Source organism: Treponema denticola (assembly GCF_024181605.1).
In the GTDB taxonomy this organism is placed as follows: Bacteria; Spirochaetota; Spirochaetia; order Treponematales; family Treponemataceae; genus Treponema_B; species Treponema_B denticola_B.
Map to the genome: position 1 here is coordinate 1,121,983 of NZ_CP054477.1, position 16,992 is coordinate 1,138,974.

The 16,992-nt window shown below is 37.7% G+C and carries 14 protein-coding genes; 3 read left to right on the forward strand and 11 right to left on the reverse strand.

Annotated features, from left to right (window positions below; translation table 11 throughout):
* Nucleotides 1–147 precede the first annotated feature (147 nt).
* The 5 genes from E4N80_RS05090 to E4N80_RS05110 all read right to left on the reverse strand — a co-directional run bounded on the left by E4N80_RS05090 (nucleotide 148) and on the right by E4N80_RS05110 (nucleotide 8,614).
* Nucleotides 148–4,650: a 2-hydroxyacyl-CoA dehydratase gene (locus tag E4N80_RS05090; RefSeq protein WP_253700769.1), complete on the reverse strand. Its 4,503-nt coding sequence runs from the start codon at nucleotides 4,648–4,650 to the stop codon at nucleotides 148–150.
* Between the two features lie 19 nt (nucleotides 4,651–4,669).
* Complete coding sequence (locus E4N80_RS05095) at nucleotides 4,670–6,151, reverse strand: M81 family metallopeptidase (protein WP_253700770.1); 1,482 nt, start codon at nucleotides 6,149–6,151, stop codon at nucleotides 4,670–4,672.
* 14 nt (nucleotides 6,152–6,165) lie between these two features.
* Entirely contained in the window at nucleotides 6,166–6,909 is a 744-nt protein-coding gene (gene gpmA / locus E4N80_RS05100) for a 2,3-diphosphoglycerate-dependent phosphoglycerate mutase (protein ID WP_253700771.1), read from the reverse strand.
* A 177-nt stretch (nucleotides 6,910–7,086) separates the two neighbouring features.
* A complete protein-coding gene (locus E4N80_RS05105; RefSeq protein WP_253700772.1) occupies nucleotides 7,087–7,929 on the reverse strand; it encodes a metallophosphoesterase family protein in 843 nt (280 codons plus the stop codon).
* Between the two features lies 1 nt (nucleotide 7,930).
* Nucleotides 7,931–8,614 (reverse strand): hypothetical protein, encoded by a 684-nt coding sequence (locus E4N80_RS05110; RefSeq protein WP_253700773.1) that lies wholly within the window; start codon nucleotides 8,612–8,614, stop codon nucleotides 7,931–7,933.
* A gap of 331 nt (nucleotides 8,615–8,945) precedes the next feature.
* Here E4N80_RS05110 and E4N80_RS05115 point away from each other — a divergent pair, with 331 nt between their 5' ends.
* The 3 genes from E4N80_RS05115 to E4N80_RS05125 all read left to right on the forward strand — a co-directional run bounded on the left by E4N80_RS05115 (nucleotide 8,946) and on the right by E4N80_RS05125 (nucleotide 12,272).
* Complete coding sequence (locus E4N80_RS05115) at nucleotides 8,946–10,280, forward strand: hypothetical protein (protein WP_253700774.1); 1,335 nt, start codon at nucleotides 8,946–8,948, stop codon at nucleotides 10,278–10,280.
* 88 nt (nucleotides 10,281–10,368) lie between these two features.
* Nucleotides 10,369–11,307, forward strand: a complete 939-nt coding sequence (locus tag E4N80_RS05120; RefSeq protein ID WP_253700775.1) for an NADase-type glycan-binding domain-containing protein — start codon at nucleotides 10,369–10,371, stop codon at nucleotides 11,305–11,307.
* Between the two features lie 26 nt (nucleotides 11,308–11,333).
* Nucleotides 11,334–12,272, forward strand: coding sequence for an NADase-type glycan-binding domain-containing protein (locus tag E4N80_RS05125; protein WP_253700776.1), 939 nt, complete (start codon nucleotides 11,334–11,336; stop codon nucleotides 12,270–12,272).
* A 49-nt stretch (nucleotides 12,273–12,321) separates the two neighbouring features.
* On the opposite strand, the gene E4N80_RS05130 is transcribed toward E4N80_RS05125, so the two are convergent.
* The 6 genes from E4N80_RS05130 to E4N80_RS05155 all read right to left on the reverse strand — a co-directional run bounded on the left by E4N80_RS05130 (nucleotide 12,322) and on the right by E4N80_RS05155 (nucleotide 16,943).
* A complete protein-coding gene (locus E4N80_RS05130) occupies nucleotides 12,322–12,918 on the reverse strand; it encodes a CinA family protein (protein WP_253700777.1) in 597 nt (198 codons plus the stop codon).
* 22 nt (nucleotides 12,919–12,940) lie between these two features.
* Nucleotides 12,941–13,357, reverse strand: a complete 417-nt coding sequence (locus E4N80_RS05135) for a bactofilin family protein (RefSeq protein WP_253700778.1) — start codon at nucleotides 13,355–13,357, stop codon at nucleotides 12,941–12,943.
* On the reverse strand, nucleotides 13,354–14,988 hold the full coding sequence (gene lnt / locus E4N80_RS05140; protein WP_253700779.1) for an apolipoprotein N-acyltransferase: 1,635 nt from the start codon (nucleotides 14,986–14,988) through the stop codon (nucleotides 13,354–13,356). Before lnt ends, E4N80_RS05135 begins: the two co-directional genes overlap by 4 nt.
* Nucleotides 14,985–15,305, reverse strand: a complete 321-nt coding sequence (locus E4N80_RS05145; protein ID WP_253700780.1) for an HU family DNA-binding protein — start codon at nucleotides 15,303–15,305, stop codon at nucleotides 14,985–14,987. The genes lnt and E4N80_RS05145 overlap by 4 nt, the downstream gene beginning before the upstream one ends.
* Nucleotides 15,306–15,374: 69 nt before the next feature.
* Nucleotides 15,375–15,644, reverse strand: a complete 270-nt coding sequence (gene rpsT / locus E4N80_RS05150) for a 30S ribosomal protein S20 (RefSeq protein ID WP_253700781.1) — start codon at nucleotides 15,642–15,644, stop codon at nucleotides 15,375–15,377.
* 66 nt (nucleotides 15,645–15,710) lie between these two features.
* Nucleotides 15,711–16,943 (reverse strand): RelA/SpoT-related domain-containing protein, encoded by a 1,233-nt coding sequence (locus E4N80_RS05155; RefSeq protein WP_253700782.1) that lies wholly within the window; start codon nucleotides 16,941–16,943, stop codon nucleotides 15,711–15,713.
* Between the last annotated feature and the right edge of the window lie 49 nt (nucleotides 16,944–16,992).

Sequence of the window (16,992 nt, forward strand, 5' to 3'; positions counted from 1 at the left end):
ACAGAGAGGCACCATTTGTGCCGAACTGTTTATCACACCTCCTTATCAATAACTATATATAATAATACTCAATTTATCTTATTTTATCAAGCATAAGGAGCAAGGTATTTCACACTTTATAAATTGTAAGAGACATTTCACACTTACTCACTTCGTTTCATCGGGGTGAAGGCCGGGTTTTGCGTTGGCGAGAAGGAGTTTTAAACGGTTTAGCTGGTTTACTTCGCTGGCGCCCGGGTCAAAGTCGATGGCCGAAATATTTGCCTCCGGGTAACGGCGGCGTAATTCCTTTATCATGCCTTTTCCGGTTACGTGATTAGGCAGGCAGGCAAAGGGCTGCACGCAGGCAATATTTGAAACGCCCGAATGAATTAGCTCTATCATTTCGGCAGTTAAAAACCAGCCCTCTCCGGTAACATTTCCAAGCTGTAAAATTCCGTCAACCGAATCGGCCAATCTGTATATGCTCTCAGGAGAAGTAAAACGCTTACTCTTATTTAAAGCTTTTTTTATGGGTCTTCTGTATCTTTCCATTACCCAGATACCAAGCTTTGCAATGAGACGTTTTTTAAACGAGTAATCGAGATAGGTATTTTGATAGATACCCGAAATTGAAGAATAAAGGAAAAAATCTAAAAGATCGGGAACAACGCATTCCGCCCCTTCCCTTTCAATGGTGCTGAAAATATCGTTATTTGCGGCAGGATGGAATTTAACCAATATTTCCCCTACTACACCTACACGCGGTTTTCTAATATTTTTTAAGGGTAGATTATCGAACTCGCGTACAATGCCGTTTATGATCTCCTTATATTTTCCGGCCGGCATTTTTTTTATAGCATCCTTGATAAGGACGGCATATTTTTTATATATTTCGTTTGCAGAACCGGGAACTTTTTCGTAGGGACGCGTACGGTAAAGCACCCTCATCAAAAGGTCGCCGAGACACATTGCCTGAGCCACCCTGTGCAAAACAGGAAGCTTTAATTTAAAGCCGGGGTTTTTTTCGATGGACTGGGCACTGATACCTATTACCGGAACAAAGCCCAAACCTGCATCTATGAGGGCACGCCTTATAAAGCCTATGTAGTTTGTGGCTCGGCAGCCTCCCCCTGTTTGGGTAATAGCCAGAGCTGTGGTGCGTAAATCATAACGGCCCGATTTTAAAGCTGCTATCATTTGACCTGCAACTATGATTGCAGGATAGCAGGCATCATTATTTATATATTTTAAGCCGTATTCAACGGCAGTCTGATCTATATCGGTAAGGATCTCAAGGTTATAGCCGGAATGAGAAATAGCTGCCCCTATAAGGTCAAAATGAATGGGAGACATTTGAGGAGCCAGAATGGTGTACCGCTTTTCCATCTCTTTTGAAAAAACTATCCTGTCATAGGCTGCCGATTTTTTGCTTAAAATAAGCCGGCTTCTTTTTCTTTCCTTTACGGCAGCCAAGAGGCTTCTTACCCTTATTCTTACTGCACCTAGATTAGAGCCCTCATCTATTTTTATAAGGGTGTACATTTTTCCCTTGGATTCTATTATCTCCTGCACTTGATCGGCTGTTACCGCATCCAAACCGCAGCCGAAACTGGTAAGCTGTATAAATTCCAAATCATCTTGAGTTGAAGTAAAATTTCCCGCCCTGTATAAGCGGTTGTGATAGGTCCACTGATCAACAACACGCAAGGGGCGTTCTATTTTTCCCAAGTGCGCCACAGAATCTTCCGTCAAAACCGCAAGGCCTAGGCCGTTTAGCATCTCAGGAATACCGTGGTTAATTTCAGGGTCAATATGATAGGGGCGGCCTGCAAGCACAATGCCTTTTAGATTTTTTTCCTTCATTAAACGCAAGACTTCTTCGCCCTTTTCTTCCGTTTCTTTTTTAAAATTATTTTCTTCAGTCCAAGCAGCATTAACGGCATTTCGTATCTCTTCCAAACTTATCGAAAACTTTGTACCCAATTCTTCATAAAGACGGTCTATTAAACGGTGTTTATCGTAATATGGCAAAAATGGATTTAGATAAATTATATTTGCGTCCTGCCTAAGAACATCAATATTGTTTTTTAAGACTTCGGGATAGCTTGTAACGATGGGACAGTTATAATGATTTCCTGCCCCCTCATCTTCTTTTTTTTCATAAGGGATACAGGGGTAGAAAATATTTTTTACTCCTAATCTTAAGAGGGCTTCAATATGTCCGTGGGCAATCTTTGCAGGATAACAAACCGATTCGGAAGGAATGGACTCAAGTCCCATCTCATAAGTTCCCCGTGTAGAGCGAGGAGAAATTCTAACCGAAAAACCAAGTTCCGTAAAAAAGGTAAACCAGAACGGATAGTTTTCGTACATGTTTAAAACCCTTGGAATTCCTATCTCGCCTCTGGGTGCATCATTTTTAGGAATGGGCTTATATTTAAAAAGCCTCTTATACTTCCAGTCAAAGAGGTTGGGTATATCTTTTTTGTTTACTGTTTCGTGATCCTTAGCGGAAACTTGAGATGAACATTCTTCAAGTCCGCTGTCTTTATCAAGCTCTGCCCCCCTTTCACACCTGTTTCCCGTGATAAAACGGCGTTTTACTCCGGATATGTCGAATGTATTTACCGTCAAGAGGCAGTTATTGGGGCATTTAGGACAGCGCAATAAGTCAAGCTTTACCTTAAAATTTTCCAAGCCTTCCATATCGGCAATATTTGATCTTATTTTTCCTTCGGAAAGATTTTCTTCTTGAAGGTCATGCCATTGGTCTTTTGCAATTAAGGCGGCTCCGTAAGCCCCCATAAGCCCTGCAACATCGGGGCGGACAGCCTGCCTTCCGGAAACAAGCTCAAAGGCGCGCAAAACCGCATCATTATTAAAGGTTCCGCCCTGCACTATTACCTTGCTTCCTACCTCGGAGGCATCGCGCAATTTAATAACCTTAAAGAGGGCATTTTTTATAACGGAATATGAAAGACCCGAAGAAATATCTCCTACGGAAGCTCCTTCTTTTTGAGCCTGTTTAACACGGCTGTTCATAAAGACCGTACACCTTGTACCTAGGTCTACGGGTTTTTCGGCAAGAAGGGCTTTGGTTGCAAACTCGCTTATGCTCATTCCGAGGGAGCGGGCAAAATTATCCAAAAAGCTTCCGCAGCCGGAGGAACAGGCCTCATTTAATTGAATAGAACTTATCGCTCCGTTTTTCATGCGGAGGCATTTCATATCCTGACCGCCTATATCCAAAAGGAAATCCACTCCGGGCAAAAAGAATTCGGCGGCACGGTAGTGTGCGATTGTTTCAACTTCTCCGGCATCCACACCCAAAGCGGCCTGAAAAAGGCTTTCTCCATATCCGGTAGAAACCGATCGGGCTATAAATGCCTTTGGAGGAAGTATCTTATAGAGGTCTTTTAAAACCCTTACTGCAAGCTCTACCGGGTTTCCTGCATTTACATCATAAAAACGCCATAGGATTTTTCCATCCCCATCGATTAAAACGGCCTTGGTTGTAGTTGAGCCTGCATCAAGCCCTAAAAAAACAGGACCCGAAGCATCGGAAATATCGGCTGAGGGAGCCATTTCCTTTGCGTGTCTTATTCTAAAACTTTCAAGTTCTTCTTCATTTTTAAAAAGAGGAGGAAGACGCTGAACCTCAGTCATCTCGGAAGATGCTATCTTATAAATATCTTTTTTAAATTGAGAAAGTTTTATAAAATGAGGTTTAGCTGCAGGCTCTTCTTCAAAAATAAGAGGAGCTTTGTTTTCTTCTTTTTTTAAGGAGGTTTTAAATTGAGCCTTTTTTAGATCCAATGGAAGTGCCGGCTGAAAGGGAGAACTTGAAGCCTTAGGCAGATTACCCGCCCCTGCAGCACTTAGGGCCGCTCCCATGGCTACAAAGAGCTCGGAATTTTCAGGCGTGATAATTTCGTCATCTTTAAGTTTTAAGGTTTCGATAAACCTATGCCTTAGCTGATCTAAAAAGTGTAAGGGGCCTCCTAAAAAAGCCACCTTTCCGCGGATGGGTTTACCGCAGGCAAGACCCGAAATAGTCTGACTTACAACAGCTTGAAAGATACTCGCTGCTATATCCTCTCTTTTTGCACCCTCGTTTATAAGGGGCTGAACATCGGTTTTAGCAAAGACCCCGCAGCGGGCGGCTATCGGATAAATGGTTTGAGCATTTTTTGCAAGCTCGTTTAAACCAAGAGCATCGGTTTCCAAGAGGGCTGCCATCTGGTCTATAAAGGAACCCGTACCGCCTGCACAGGTTCCGTTCATTCTTTGTTCGATATTGGCGTGCTCAAAATAGGTAATCTTTGCATCTTCGCCGCCTAATTCTATAATAACATCGGTTTGAGGAATTATCTTACGGACAGCCGCAGTAGATGCTACGACTTCTTGAATAAACGGAATTTTAAGCCAGTGCGATACGGCAAGGCCTCCCGAACCTGTTACGATGAGGGATAGCTCAACATCTTCGCCGTATTTTTTTTCGACGGCTTCAATAGCAAGCTCGCACACGGATATGATAGTCGTCCTTATATCGGCCCTGTGTCTTTGATATTTACTGAACAAAACCGTCCCGTCAGTTTCCAAAACAACTACCTTTACTGTAGTCGAGCCGACATCTATTCCAAATCGCAGCACACTCTCTCTATTCATAACACCAACCGATTTTAAATTATAATTTTATATCCATATCCTTATCCAATGGATATATGGGGCGCGGAGTTTGAGGGTAATCCAATGTTTCCAAAACCTCGTTTGAACAGCCCTTAGATTCCGCCAATATTGCCCGCTTTGCTATTTTTTGAAAACAAGGCTCCAAATAGCCCAGCTTTACGATAACTATACAATAATCCTCTGCTTTTACATCTAGGGCAGGCAAAAGCTCTTCGTCTCCAAAACCTATGTGATTTGAGGTTAAAACTATTCTTATATCTCCCATTTCAACAAGGGCTAAACGGGAATTATATACGCCATAGTTTTCTACAAGTTTTAAGACCCTTACAGCGCAAGGAATTTTTTTGCCGTTAATTTTATCCCATGTTCCGCCTATAGTTATTTCCAGGGAAGCGCCCTCCCCTGCCTCAAAGCATTTTTCAACGGCAGCCTTATCGAAAAATCCCGAATAGAGCACCTTGGTGGGAAGAGCCTTTAAAGCTTCTTTTTGTTTTAAAAGAGCCTCAAAGCACTCGGTAGAATCTCCTGTAGAACCGGCTGTAGGATTATCGCCCGAATCCGAAACAAAGACAGGACCTTCTTTATTTTGCATTACCGATTCTATAGCGGTTTTTATTGAAGTAAAAGAATCATAATGCTCTACCTTAAATTTAAAATTATGACGCTCGGCCCAAAATTCCTTAGCTATTTTTAAGGCAGCCCTATCTGCAAGGCCTTGATCGTTTAAGGCCGTCGTTACTATGGTTACGCCGTTATCCTTGCTGTCTGCCCATGGGAAGCCCAAAAGAACTGAGGCTGCAAGTAGATCTTTTTCTTTTTCGGCCTCGACGCATGAGGCGATTAAGCTTTTCATAGGCTCTGCAGCGGTTTCGCTTTTTTCGCCTGCTACCAGCATTGGAATTTTTACCCTTCCTATACAAAGTTTATTTGAAGACTCCAAAGCCTTTTTTAAAAGCTCTGCTGCATGAACTCCCGTTTCGTAACAGTCAATATGGGGGGCGGTTTTATAGCCTACAATGCCGTCACAATACCTAATCATCTCGTCAGTTACCGTAGCATGCATGTCGAGGGCTGTCGTTAAAGGAATATCGGGAAGCTTTTCACGGATAGCCTTTAAAAGGTCGCCTTCTGCAGGCCCTATGTTTTGAACCTTTAAGGAGCCGTGAAGACCTAGACAGATGCCGTCAATAGGGGCATCCAAAAGGGCCTTATCTATATAAGCTAAAAAATCTTTTTTAAGTTCGGTGTATAGATTATAATCAACCAAGCCGTTCGGCACTGCTCTTGCAACTACGGCAGGTACCGGCTCCCAGCCCCATTTTTGAATGGTCTCAATAATTCCCGTAGAAGAATAATAGGGCTTTAAACCCTTTGTTAAAACCTCTTCTCCTCTAAAAATAACAAAATCTTCAATTCCCGTAATTATAGGATTAAAGCTGTTTGACTCGTGATTTATGCATCCTACTAAAATTCGCTTCATTTTATGCTATTACCTTATTTCTTTTTTCCTTGATTTGCAACTGCATTTATTTTTGCATTAATTTTTTCTTGATCTCCAAGGTAGCGTTTACTAAGAACCTTAAAATTCTTATCGAATTCGTAAACCAATGGAACACCTGTCGGAATATTTACCGAGATTATTTCTTCGTCGCTTAAATTTTCAAAATATTTAACCAAGGCTCTGAGGGAATTACCGTGGGCAGTGATAAGAATCCTTTTTCCTTCGAGCATTTGAGGTTTTATAGTCTTTTCAAAAAAAGGAACGGCTCTGGCTATGGTATCTTTTAAACTTTCGGTTAAGGGGAGCTCTGATTTTTCAATACCCCTGTATTGTTCCTGTAAATAGGGACAGCGCTTATCTCCTTCTTCCAAAACGGGAGGGGCAATATCAAAGGAGCGGCGCCATATTTTTACCTGATCTTCTCCGTATTTTTCGGCTGTTTCCGCCTTGTTTAGGCCCTGCAAGCCCCCGTAATGCCTTTCGTTCAGCTTCCAAGTTTTTATGACAGGAAGCCATTCCCTATCCATCTCGTTTAAAATATAATTGAGGGTATGAATTGCCCGTTTTAGATAGGAAGTATAGCAAATATCGAAGTCAAAACCTTCTTTTTTTAAGTAGATACCGCCCTCTTTTGCTTCTTCTACACCTTTTTCGCTTAAATCGACATCCGTCCATCCTGTAAATAAATTAAGCTTATTCCATTCACTTTCACCATGCCTGACCAAAACCAATTTCATATAAGAACTCCTATAAAAACTTTTTTTAAGGATTATCAGATCCTTGCGGCTCTGTTCTGCAAGGAAATTTTTCATCGTATCCGCTAAAGCGGATAGCGAATTAATCTTTTCTTACTATATGAAGATAGTATCTAATATAAAGAACTGTGTCAAGAGCGCGTATTATATGTGTTTAACTTACTTATATTCTTTAACGGAAAAAGAAGAATTAGTTTCATCTATGGAAAGTTCAACCCATGAGGGGGCATTTAGAATACTTTTTACAACTAACTCTGAAAATCCACCATAGCTATACATAGGTTTTCCCGGATGATAGTGCCCGGCAAAAAAAACTTTTACTTTATTTTTTGAGAAAGTATCAATCAAAATAGCCCGTTCTTTTGGATTTAATATAACAAAGTATGGAATTCCTCCTCCATAAATTGCATAATGGGAAAATACAAATTTCGGATTCAGATCCGTCCTCATTTCTTCTACAAGATTTCTTAGCTGAGGCTCTCCCAATGTTCCATCCCCTGTATCAATAAAGTACCATGAAAACTCGTGAGTTTTAAAGCGGTAATAAGGTACATGGGGATAGATATATTTTTTCCAATGCTTCCATCCTGAGTTATGAAGGTCATGATTTCCAAGGGCTGTATATACGGGAACATCCTGTATTTTTTTTATATCTGCTACAAAAGCGGTATATAGTTTATACTCTTCTTCTTTTCCATGCTCAACAATATCTCCAACTGAAACAATAAAAGAAGGAAACTCATTTGATGCTTTTTTATTTTTTAACCAGTCAAGAAATTCTTTATCATATCGTCTTTTATTGGCACCAAAGTGAATATCCGTAAATATTACACAGGTAAATTTTTTTGAAGCAGGCAGTGCAGGAGCCAAATCTACTATTTTTGTACTTCTATCGGAAACACTATTAGATCTGTACAAAAACTCACTTAAACCATGTCCGCAAGAAAGAAAAACAAGACATACAAAAATTATATAAACAAACAGCTTTATTGTTTTTATCATTTTATACCTTCTTAGATGGAATTTTAAAAACAACCGAAATACCCATCATCACATTTGAAAGATAAGATGTAAGGGTAAACATATCCGAATATTTTACGGAAAAGAAATTATTCAGCCTAATCTCAGGCGATAAAATCCATGCCGTTTCAAGACTGAATATAGGAGTAAAAAACAAAGGATAATTATACATACTATACGAAGCTATCTTAAATGCCAGTAAAAATTTATCTTTAATAAGGCTTTCCAACTTCAGCGACAATGCTAAGGTATTATCCTTCATTAAAGGTATAATAGGCAGCTTATAAAAGTCAGTAAGCTTTAATAAATATGATATATCGAAAGAAAATAAAAATCTATCCAATTTTCCGGCAGAGAGATTAACTCCAAGCAAAAAATTATTTTCAATACAGTATCCCGTAAAAAGGTTTAAATTATATATAGCATGAACACCAAGAGAAAAGTATTTAAACCTGAGAGGGAAATATTTTCCGTATATAGTTCCGCCAATAGAATCAGATCCGGTTTTTATTCCGATCCCTGATAAAACTCCGGGAAAGTAAAAGCCATAATTCATAACGTACGAAAAAGATTCCAGCCTACCCTTTCTTGATAAATCGATTTCGGTTCCATAAGAAAACTCATGTATATTTTTAACATCGGCTTCGGAAAATAATGTAAAATTCAAAACAATAAAAATTGTAATAAAAAAAACTCTCACAATGCCTGATTTTAACATACAACAAGTAACTTTGTCAACTAAACGCATTGATAGTTAAAATTATATTAAAATACAAATAGAGGATATTTCTTTGAAATTTTAAATAAATTTAAAAGAAATATCTAAAAATTGAAGTTTTTTACGATTTTCTAAAATAAATTTATATTTTTTTTAGAAAAGTACTATTGTTTTTAGCTAAAAGCTATAATATAATGGAGGCAGGAGGAAAATTAAGTAATTTCTGAAAGCTTCCATATTTTCTATGCATGGAAAAAATATTTTTTACAAGGAGAAAATTATGGGAAAGAAGAAAAATTCTTATTACTTAAGAGATTTAGATGATTTTATTGTCGGTACCGATATGGTCAAAAGCGATACTTATGGTGCCAAATCAAGACGATCATCGCCTAGCCGGGCAATGGATCTTAATCCGATTGAGCCTAATCCAAGCAAACCGCCGGTTAAACCTAGAAAACCGGTATATGCGGATACCAATCCGATTGAGCCTAATCCAAGCAAACCGCCGGTTAAACCTAGAAAACCGGTATATGCGGATACCAATCCGATTGAGCCCAATCCAAGCAAACCGCCGGTTAAACCTAAAAAACCGGTATATGCGGATGCCAATCCGATTGAGCCCAATCCAAGTACACCGCCGGTTAAACCTAAAAAACCGGTATATGCGGATGCCAATCCGATTGAGCCCAATCCAAGCAAACCACCGGTTAAACCTAGAAAACCGGTATATGCGGATCTGAATCTAGTTGAACCTAATCCTGGTAACAGCACAAATGATGGATTAAAACCAGATAGTGGTACATTGGGATCGGGAGTCAATACGGAAGGTGATACATTGCAGAAAAATGCTGTAAAAACAAATCAGCAGCAGACTGAAGATGTTGCAGTATCTCAGAAAATAAAATCTAGAGATCTTTTGTTGAGTAAAAGAGGTCATACTGATAATGCAGCTTTGGCAGAGTTCTCGCGCACATCTCGAAAAGATATTCTTGAACTCCGTAGAAATAAACCTGCGAGTATTATTGTAGACTATGACACTCAGGGCCGAGAGGTAACTCTTGATGATTTTAATGTAGATGGTATGGATATTTCGATTAAGCGTGAGCATGACGGGTACGGAAATAAATTCGATTCGGTTCGGACTATTGAGACCGTAAAGTTAGCAAACGGGCAGGTTGTAAAGTGCAATATTCAGGACATGGTTGGAGCTAATGCAGAAAGCAAGGCCTTTGCTGATAAACATGGCGGTATGACTTTACCTGACGGTAAATATCATTTTACGGCAAAAAAACTAACAAAGCAATCAGATGGTACATATAATTCTGATTGTTTTCAAAATACATTGAGACTGCAAACTAAGGATTCAAACATTCCTAAAAATATTAGGGATGATATAAATTCCAAATACTATCTTTTTCATGCTACTGAATATAAAAAAGGTTTTATACCGAAAAACGGCGGGAATAGAATATGGATTAATCCTTGGTCTGCAGGATGTATTTCGTCCATAACAGGAGGACAGTCCACACATGATGATTTTATGAATATGCTGACAGGAATCACTCCCGAAAATATCAACATTACCATAACATCTAAACGGCATGTAGATATATAATTATTTACTAGCGACGTCTTCCGGACAGGTCTTTACGGCCTGTCCGGTTTTAAAAAATTAATTAAAAACTTTTATGAGGAGAAAAAAAATGTTTTTAAAAAGTAAGATCGGTTTATTTAAAAAAAGCTTATTTTTATGTCTTTTTTTAATCGTGGGTAGTTTTGCAATAGGGCAAAACTTTGATTTGGCAGGATTCGGATATACGGATACGGTACCATGCCCCTATTTTATCGAATTCCAAAAAGGAAACGAGATTGAAATAAGCTGGTATAATGCAAATCAGAAAAGAGTAAAAAAAATCTATACTTACAAAAAAAAGTATATAGGCCGCTTTCCCTTATTTGAATTGAATGCCGATATGCCTGAAGACCTATATGCAGGACTTAATCCCGAATCAAAAAACTATTACGGAAATAAATTTATGCTTTTAACGGGTTTGGCAAAAAAAGCTTTGGGAGAAAATAAAGACGGTATTGTAGGCCTCGGTATGCTGCCTACACGCAAGGGTAAAAAAGCTTCAGACTTTTTTTCTGATTTTCCCATGGGAGGAACAGGAGAAACACCTTATTTTTACTATGAAAATATAAGTTCTAATCTTGTCGAAAAATCAAAAGAAGGGAAAAGAGAATACAGAATAGAAAACCTATGCGACATGAGAGAAGACACTCCTTGGGTAGAAGGTGTAGACGGCTGGGGTATAGGAGAGTCCTTTGTTATAAAAACATGGAAGAGCAGTGATGATAAATACATTTTACTGATGAACGGTTATATTTCCGCTTCGAATCCTAAGCTTTACGATGAAAATGGGAGAATTAAAAAGATAATGGTTGAGGGAGTTATAAGCGGCAAGAAAAAAGAATTTACCGTAAAGGATACGCCCCATCCGCAAACTGTGGACATAAGTTTTTTACCCGAACAAGAAGATGTTAAGATTACCATATTGGATGTGTACAAGGGTACAAAATATGAAGACACTGCTATTCATTTTATGATTTTGTGGAGAACAGAGGTTATCCCATACGAATAAAAACTTTTATAAGGAGAGAAAGAAAAATGTTTTTAAAAAGTAAAATCAGTTTATTTAAAAAAAGTTTATTCTTATGTCTTTTTTTAATCGTGGGTAGTTTTGCAATAGGGCAAAACTTTGATTTGGCAGGATTCGGATATACGGACGGACCTCCGCTTGGTTATTTTATCGAATTCCAAAAAGGAAATAAGATCGAAATAAGCTGGTATAATGCAAAAGAAGAAGAGGTAAAAAAACTATACACTTACAAAAAAAAGTATATAGGCCGTTTTCCATTATTTGAATTGGATGCCGATATGCCCGATGACCTATATGCAAACCTTGATCCCCAATCAAAAGAATATTTAGGCAATAAATTCATGCTTTTAACGGGCTTAGCAAAAAAAGCTTGGGGAGAAAACGAGGATGCCGTTATAGGCCTCGGCATGCTGCCCGCACACAAGGGCAAAAAAGCTTCAGGATTTTTTACAAGATTTCCAACAGGAGGAACAGGAGAAGTACCTTATTTCAAGTATATAAATGAAAGTTCGCATTTCATCGAAGAAACAAAAGAAGGAAAAAGAGAGTACAGAATAGAAAACCTATGCGACATGAGAGAAGACACTCCTTGGGTAGAAGGTGTAGACGGCTGGGGTATAGGAGAGACCTTTGTTATAAAAACATGGAAGAGCAGTGATGATAAATACATTTTACTGATGAACGGTTATATTTCCGCTTCGAATCCTAAACTTTATGATGAAAACGGAAGGATTAAAAAGATAATGGTTGAGGGAGTTACAAGCGGCAAGAAAAAAGAATTTATAGTAAAGGACACACCCCACCCGCAAACTGTGGACATAAGTTTTTTACCCGAACAAGAAGATGTTAAGATTACCATATTGGATGTGTATAAGGGTACAAAATACGAGGACACGGCCATTCATTTTATGATTTTGTGGAGAACCGAAGTTATTCCATACGAATAAAAAACTTCAAGGAGTCTTAAGAAAAACAGTATTATATATCAATTTCGGTTCAACACTTAAAATCACGGCAGTTCCTAATCGGGACTGCCGTTCTTTCCGTTAAGGATAAAACATGCAAAAAAGCCTTATTTAAAGTTTGTTCCCTTACCTCATCCCTTGAGCCTGAAAATTGATAGGTATGAGTTTTAAAAACAAGAGCCTCTTTTTTTAAAATTTTAAAATCATGTAATTTTTTTAAATCAGAAGGTGCAGGACAAAAAAAAGCGGAAGAAATACATACTGTTCCGGGAGGATTTCCTTCAAGGGTTGAAGGGCCGGCAACTCCGCTTACCGCAATAGAAACCGCAGGTTCAGGAGCACAAGAAGCATCAAAGAAATTTCTAACGGCTCCGAAAGCCATGGCTTCTACAGTTTGCGGGCTCACCACTCCGAAAGAGCTTATCAGTTCAGGCTCTATATTTAAAAGTGAGATTTTTGCCTGAGCCGTATATACAACATAACCGCCCCAAAGTACTTCTGAAGTTCCGGGTATTTTTGTGAACTCGGAAGCTATCAGGCCTCCGGTCAAAGATTCGGCAGTTATAAGCTTAACACCTCTTTCTTTTAAAACAAAAAAAACTTTTTTTATAAGCTCAAAATCAATCACTAAAATTCCTATAAAAAAAACATCACTCACGGCTAAGCTGTTCTTTAAGCTGATCGGACTTTATAGAAAAAAAGTTTTTTTCGGGGAAGCTGTTATTTTTAACCATTCTCACAGAGCCTTCAAAAGAAACCTTATCGGCTATCCTAAGACGTCCGGCAGTAATATCCCCTTTAACGGAAGAGCCTGATTTTAGATCAACCTTATCGGCAGCCGATAGGGAACCCACAACAGCGCCTTCAACAACTATTGAAGCAGCCTTAACATACTGCACTCTGCAGTCTGCATTTTTTGAAATATACAAGGAGCCTTGAGAATCTATAGCTCCGATAAATTTTCCTTCAATCTGTAAGGTTTCGGAAAATTTCATCACTCCGTCAAAGACGGTTTCCTTACCTAAAACCGTTACACTCTTTTCTTTATATTTATTATTCCGTTTCATTTGACCTCCGATCTTTTTATAAATTTATTAAATATGATAAAGCACAAATTTAAAATTAAAGCAATTGTGCAAAGTACTCCAAAAAAATCACCCAGATAAGAGTAAACGGTTTTATACCCTTCTGTCAAGACGGTAACATCTGCAACTAAAATATCCTTGATAAATGGCGGGAGCATTTTCTGCATATTTCCATTTTGATCTATAAAGGCTGTCTGCCCTGAACTTGTTGCCCTTAAAACCGGAAGTCGATTTTCGACAGCTCTAAAAACTGCCATACTCAAATGCTGATACTGACTTACAGAGCTTTGGGCCCAAGCATCGTTTGTAAGATTTATGATTATATTAGCACCTTTTTTTGAAAAAGCTCTTGAAATATAACCTAAGGTATCTTCAAAGCAGATGGGCACCCCTATTTTTAAATTCTTAAATTCAAGAAGATTCGCTTCTTTTCCTTTTTCCCAAAAATGCGTATCATTTTCCTTTAAAAATTCGTAAAAGTCAGGAAACAGTTTTTGGTAAGGAAAGTGCTCCGTAAATGGAACCAAGTGCATTTTTCGATAAGTCTGAGGTTCAGGGGGTAAAACATTTTTCTTAGGAATAAAGAGTAAGGCTGCATTATAGTCAAGCCTATTATCCTCAAGATTATCAAAGTTGTTATCTGAAAATTTTTCATCCAAAACACCGTCATCATTTCCTATTAAAAAAGGAACATTTTGATTATCCAAAAAATACAGCAATTCCCGCACCAAAAGAGAATTAGGATTAGAGGTTGAAGTATATTTATAATGCCACCTTATCATAGGAATAAAAGCCGTTTCCGGCCAAACTACTAATTCTATATCCGGAAAATTTTTAAGAGCTTTTTCAGATAAATTTTTAAGTTCTTCATAATTATTTCTATAAACTTCCAAATTTCCAAGCCAAGGATCTCTATTAGGCTGTACAAGAGCAATCTTTGTCCTTTGAGCTTCTGAAAGATCTATCTTTGTAAAAGCTCCATATAAAATAAATGCAAAAAATGTACCTATCCAAATCATCATAGGCAATCTATATATTTTATAAACATTCTTTATATCTTTTTCTTTATAAAAGTCAAAAAGAAAGGATGCTGTACACGCTGAAAAGAAAACAAGTAAAAAAGAAATTCCCCATACCCCAAATATCGAAGATACTCGGATTAATATCGGGAAATTCCATTGAGTATAGCCCATTATTCCGTACGAGTAACCTAAAAAACCTAGGGTACTTAAATATTCAAAAGCAACCCAAGCTATCGTCTGAAAAATAAAAGAGTATCGGGAAAAATACGAATCTATTATTTTTAAAACAAAAAACAAAATAGAATAAAGAATACAGTACTTTGCAATTATTATATAAATTGCAAAGGGATGAAAAAATATTAGCCAAAAGTTAAATATAAAATACGAAAGGCTTCCTGAAAAGGCTCCCCACAAAAATGAAAACTTTAGCTTAGTTCTTTTAAGTAATAGAAAAAAAGGAATAAGAGATATATATGCAAAAATAGGGAACCCGTTTAGATTAAAATAATTAGGATGGGATAAAGCAAAAAAAACAGCCCCAAAAACAGCAAGCAAAAGATTTAAAGAAAAAAATATAAATTTATTTTTCATGATTCAATAAGCTCTTGAGTGTCGATTTTATGTAGAGCTTCTTTAAGCTCTCTTCCCGGCTTAAATCTTACCTTACACCTATCGGCAGTTAAAACTGTTTCTCCGGTCTTAGGATTACGGGCATTTTTTCGGGCATGTAAAACAGCAAAATCAAAAGATCCGAGACCACGTATCTCCACAGGGATTCCTTGCTGTAAAAGCATAGAAAGCTCATCTAAAAACAGATTAGTTATAGAATTAATCTGCTTAAGCTGATATTGAGGATTGTTTCGATAAATAGAATCTATTATGTCTACCTTTGACCGTTTTTTTTTCATCTTAAGTAAATTGGCTAAAATATAAAAAAATACCGCAATCCCAATCGGTTTTGCGGTTTCCCTTCATTTTTATTTTGCTGCAAATGAAGCATTGTACAAGAGCTGCATTCTTGACTTCTTGCGGGCTGCAGAATTTTTTGTTAAAATTCCCTTTCTGGCAGCAGAATCAAGCTGACTGGATAACTCGCGAAGTAAGGCTGCGGCACTTTCCGCATTAGCTGCATGAACAGCCTCTGTATACTTTCTAGCTGTTGTACGTACTTCACTCTTTGCAGAGCGGTTCCGCATTCGGCGGACTTCACTCTGGTTATGTCTTTTAACCGCAGATCGATTTTTCATTTAAGGTACCTCCGTAATTAAGTTAAAACTATAGTTATTGTATATGACATAATACAGCCGCTTAGATTACACCATATCAATCTTTTTTGCAATAGCTATGCGCAATTTTTTTGCATCTTCTTCGGCTAAACCAAGATCTGAGGCAGAGTCCAAGTCCTTGGCAGCTTCAGGATATAAGGCCAGTTTAAAATAGGACAAAGCGCGCCTAAAATAAACATGGGCTTGAAATTTGTTTATTTCAAGTGATTTTGTAAAATATTCAATGGCTTCATCATCTCTGTTTAAGAGAGTTAAAGCTATTCCCACATAATAATGAGAGCGGAAATTTGCAGGATTATATTTACAGCTCTCTAAAAAATCGTAATAGGCATCTTCATAATTGGCCTGGGCAAAATAGGCCATACCTCTGTGTTTAAATACAACCGACAAAACTACATCGTTAGGATTTTGTTCAATTATTTTTGTATAAATCTTTTCGGCCTTATCAAAAAGATTTTGATTATGAGCTTCAATTGCAGCTAAAATCAAATCGTCGATTGTTTCGGCAACCTTTAACTCTCCTCCATGTTCTAGATTATCATGTTGAACAAGATTAGTTTCAGGTAAAACTTGAGCCGTATATTCATCAGCCATCGAATAAAATTCAAAGCGCCTTTTTTCAAGCTCAGCATTAAGCTTGTTTTGATAATCGCGAATTTCTTGAAAAATAATATCCGCTAAACTCAAACTTGCGTTTATCGAAGCAAGCTTTCTTTTTAAAGGTTGATCAAAGGGAGAAAATTCCGATTTATATACCAATTCGTGTTCAACCTCAGCCCAAGCATCTTGAAGAATTGTCCTAAGCTGTATCTCAAAAATTAAATTTTTAGGTAAAACAAGACCTACCTTAAATTCTTCAGGTATCTCAAGCAAAAAATGAACCGATTCATACCCGAATTCTCTAAAAGTTCTTTCAGACCCCTTACGCTCTACTTCTATTATTTTAAAATTCTTTAGCAGAATTGTTTCAACTTCATTTATATCCTGCAAAAAGGGACATATTATCCTTACTCCCAGAATATCTGTAAGAACAGGAAGGTCTGATGTATCTTTTTTGGGAGGGAATTTTAAAAGTTTCAAATAATAACTATTAAAACTTTTTACCCTTGTTTTATATGTAGGAGCAGAAGTTATTTTTACTATAGAACGTAGAAACTCTTCTATGCGCACTATCAAAACATTTAAATGAGGCACATAAGAAGCATAAATCTCCCTTAATTTTTCTTTTTTAGGGAGCCAAGTCACGTCTTCAGACAACATATTTTGTTATAAAATCATTATTTTACAGGGACATCAAATAAAAGCGGCC

Bases quoted from the DNA above. Each gene is read 5' to 3' on its own strand.
- E4N80_RS05090 (WP_253700769.1), bottom strand. From the start codon at position 4,650: ATGAATAGAGAGAGTGTGCTGCGATTTGGAATAGATGTCGGCTCGACT.
- E4N80_RS05145 (WP_253700780.1), bottom strand. From the start codon at position 15,305: ATGAAAAAAAAACGGTCAAAGGTAGACATAATAGATTCTATTTATCGA.
- E4N80_RS05095 (WP_253700770.1), bottom strand. From the start codon at position 6,151: ATGAAGCGAATTTTAGTAGGATGCATAAATCACGAGTCAAACAGCTTT.
- E4N80_RS05115 (WP_253700774.1), top strand. From the start codon at position 8,946: ATGGGAAAGAAGAAAAATTCTTATTACTTAAGAGATTTAGATGATTTT.
- E4N80_RS05125 (WP_253700776.1), top strand. From the start codon at position 11,334: ATGTTTTTAAAAAGTAAAATCAGTTTATTTAAAAAAAGTTTATTCTTA.
- E4N80_RS05135 (WP_253700778.1), bottom strand. From the start codon at position 13,357: ATGAAACGGAATAATAAATATAAAGAAAAGAGTGTAACGGTTTTAGGT.
- rpsT (WP_253700781.1), bottom strand. From the start codon at position 15,644: ATGAAAAATCGATCTGCGGTTAAAAGACATAACCAGAGTGAAGTCCGC.
- gpmA (WP_253700771.1), bottom strand. From the start codon at position 6,909: ATGAAATTGGTTTTGGTCAGGCATGGTGAAAGTGAATGGAATAAGCTT.
- E4N80_RS05105 (WP_253700772.1), bottom strand. From the start codon at position 7,929: ATGATAAAAACAATAAAGCTGTTTGTTTATATAATTTTTGTATGTCTT.
- E4N80_RS05155 (WP_253700782.1), bottom strand. From the start codon at position 16,943: ATGTTGTCTGAAGACGTGACTTGGCTCCCTAAAAAAGAAAAATTAAGG.
- lnt (WP_253700779.1), bottom strand. From the start codon at position 14,988: ATGAAAAATAAATTTATATTTTTTTCTTTAAATCTTTTGCTTGCTGTT.
- E4N80_RS05120 (WP_253700775.1), top strand. From the start codon at position 10,369: ATGTTTTTAAAAAGTAAGATCGGTTTATTTAAAAAAAGCTTATTTTTA.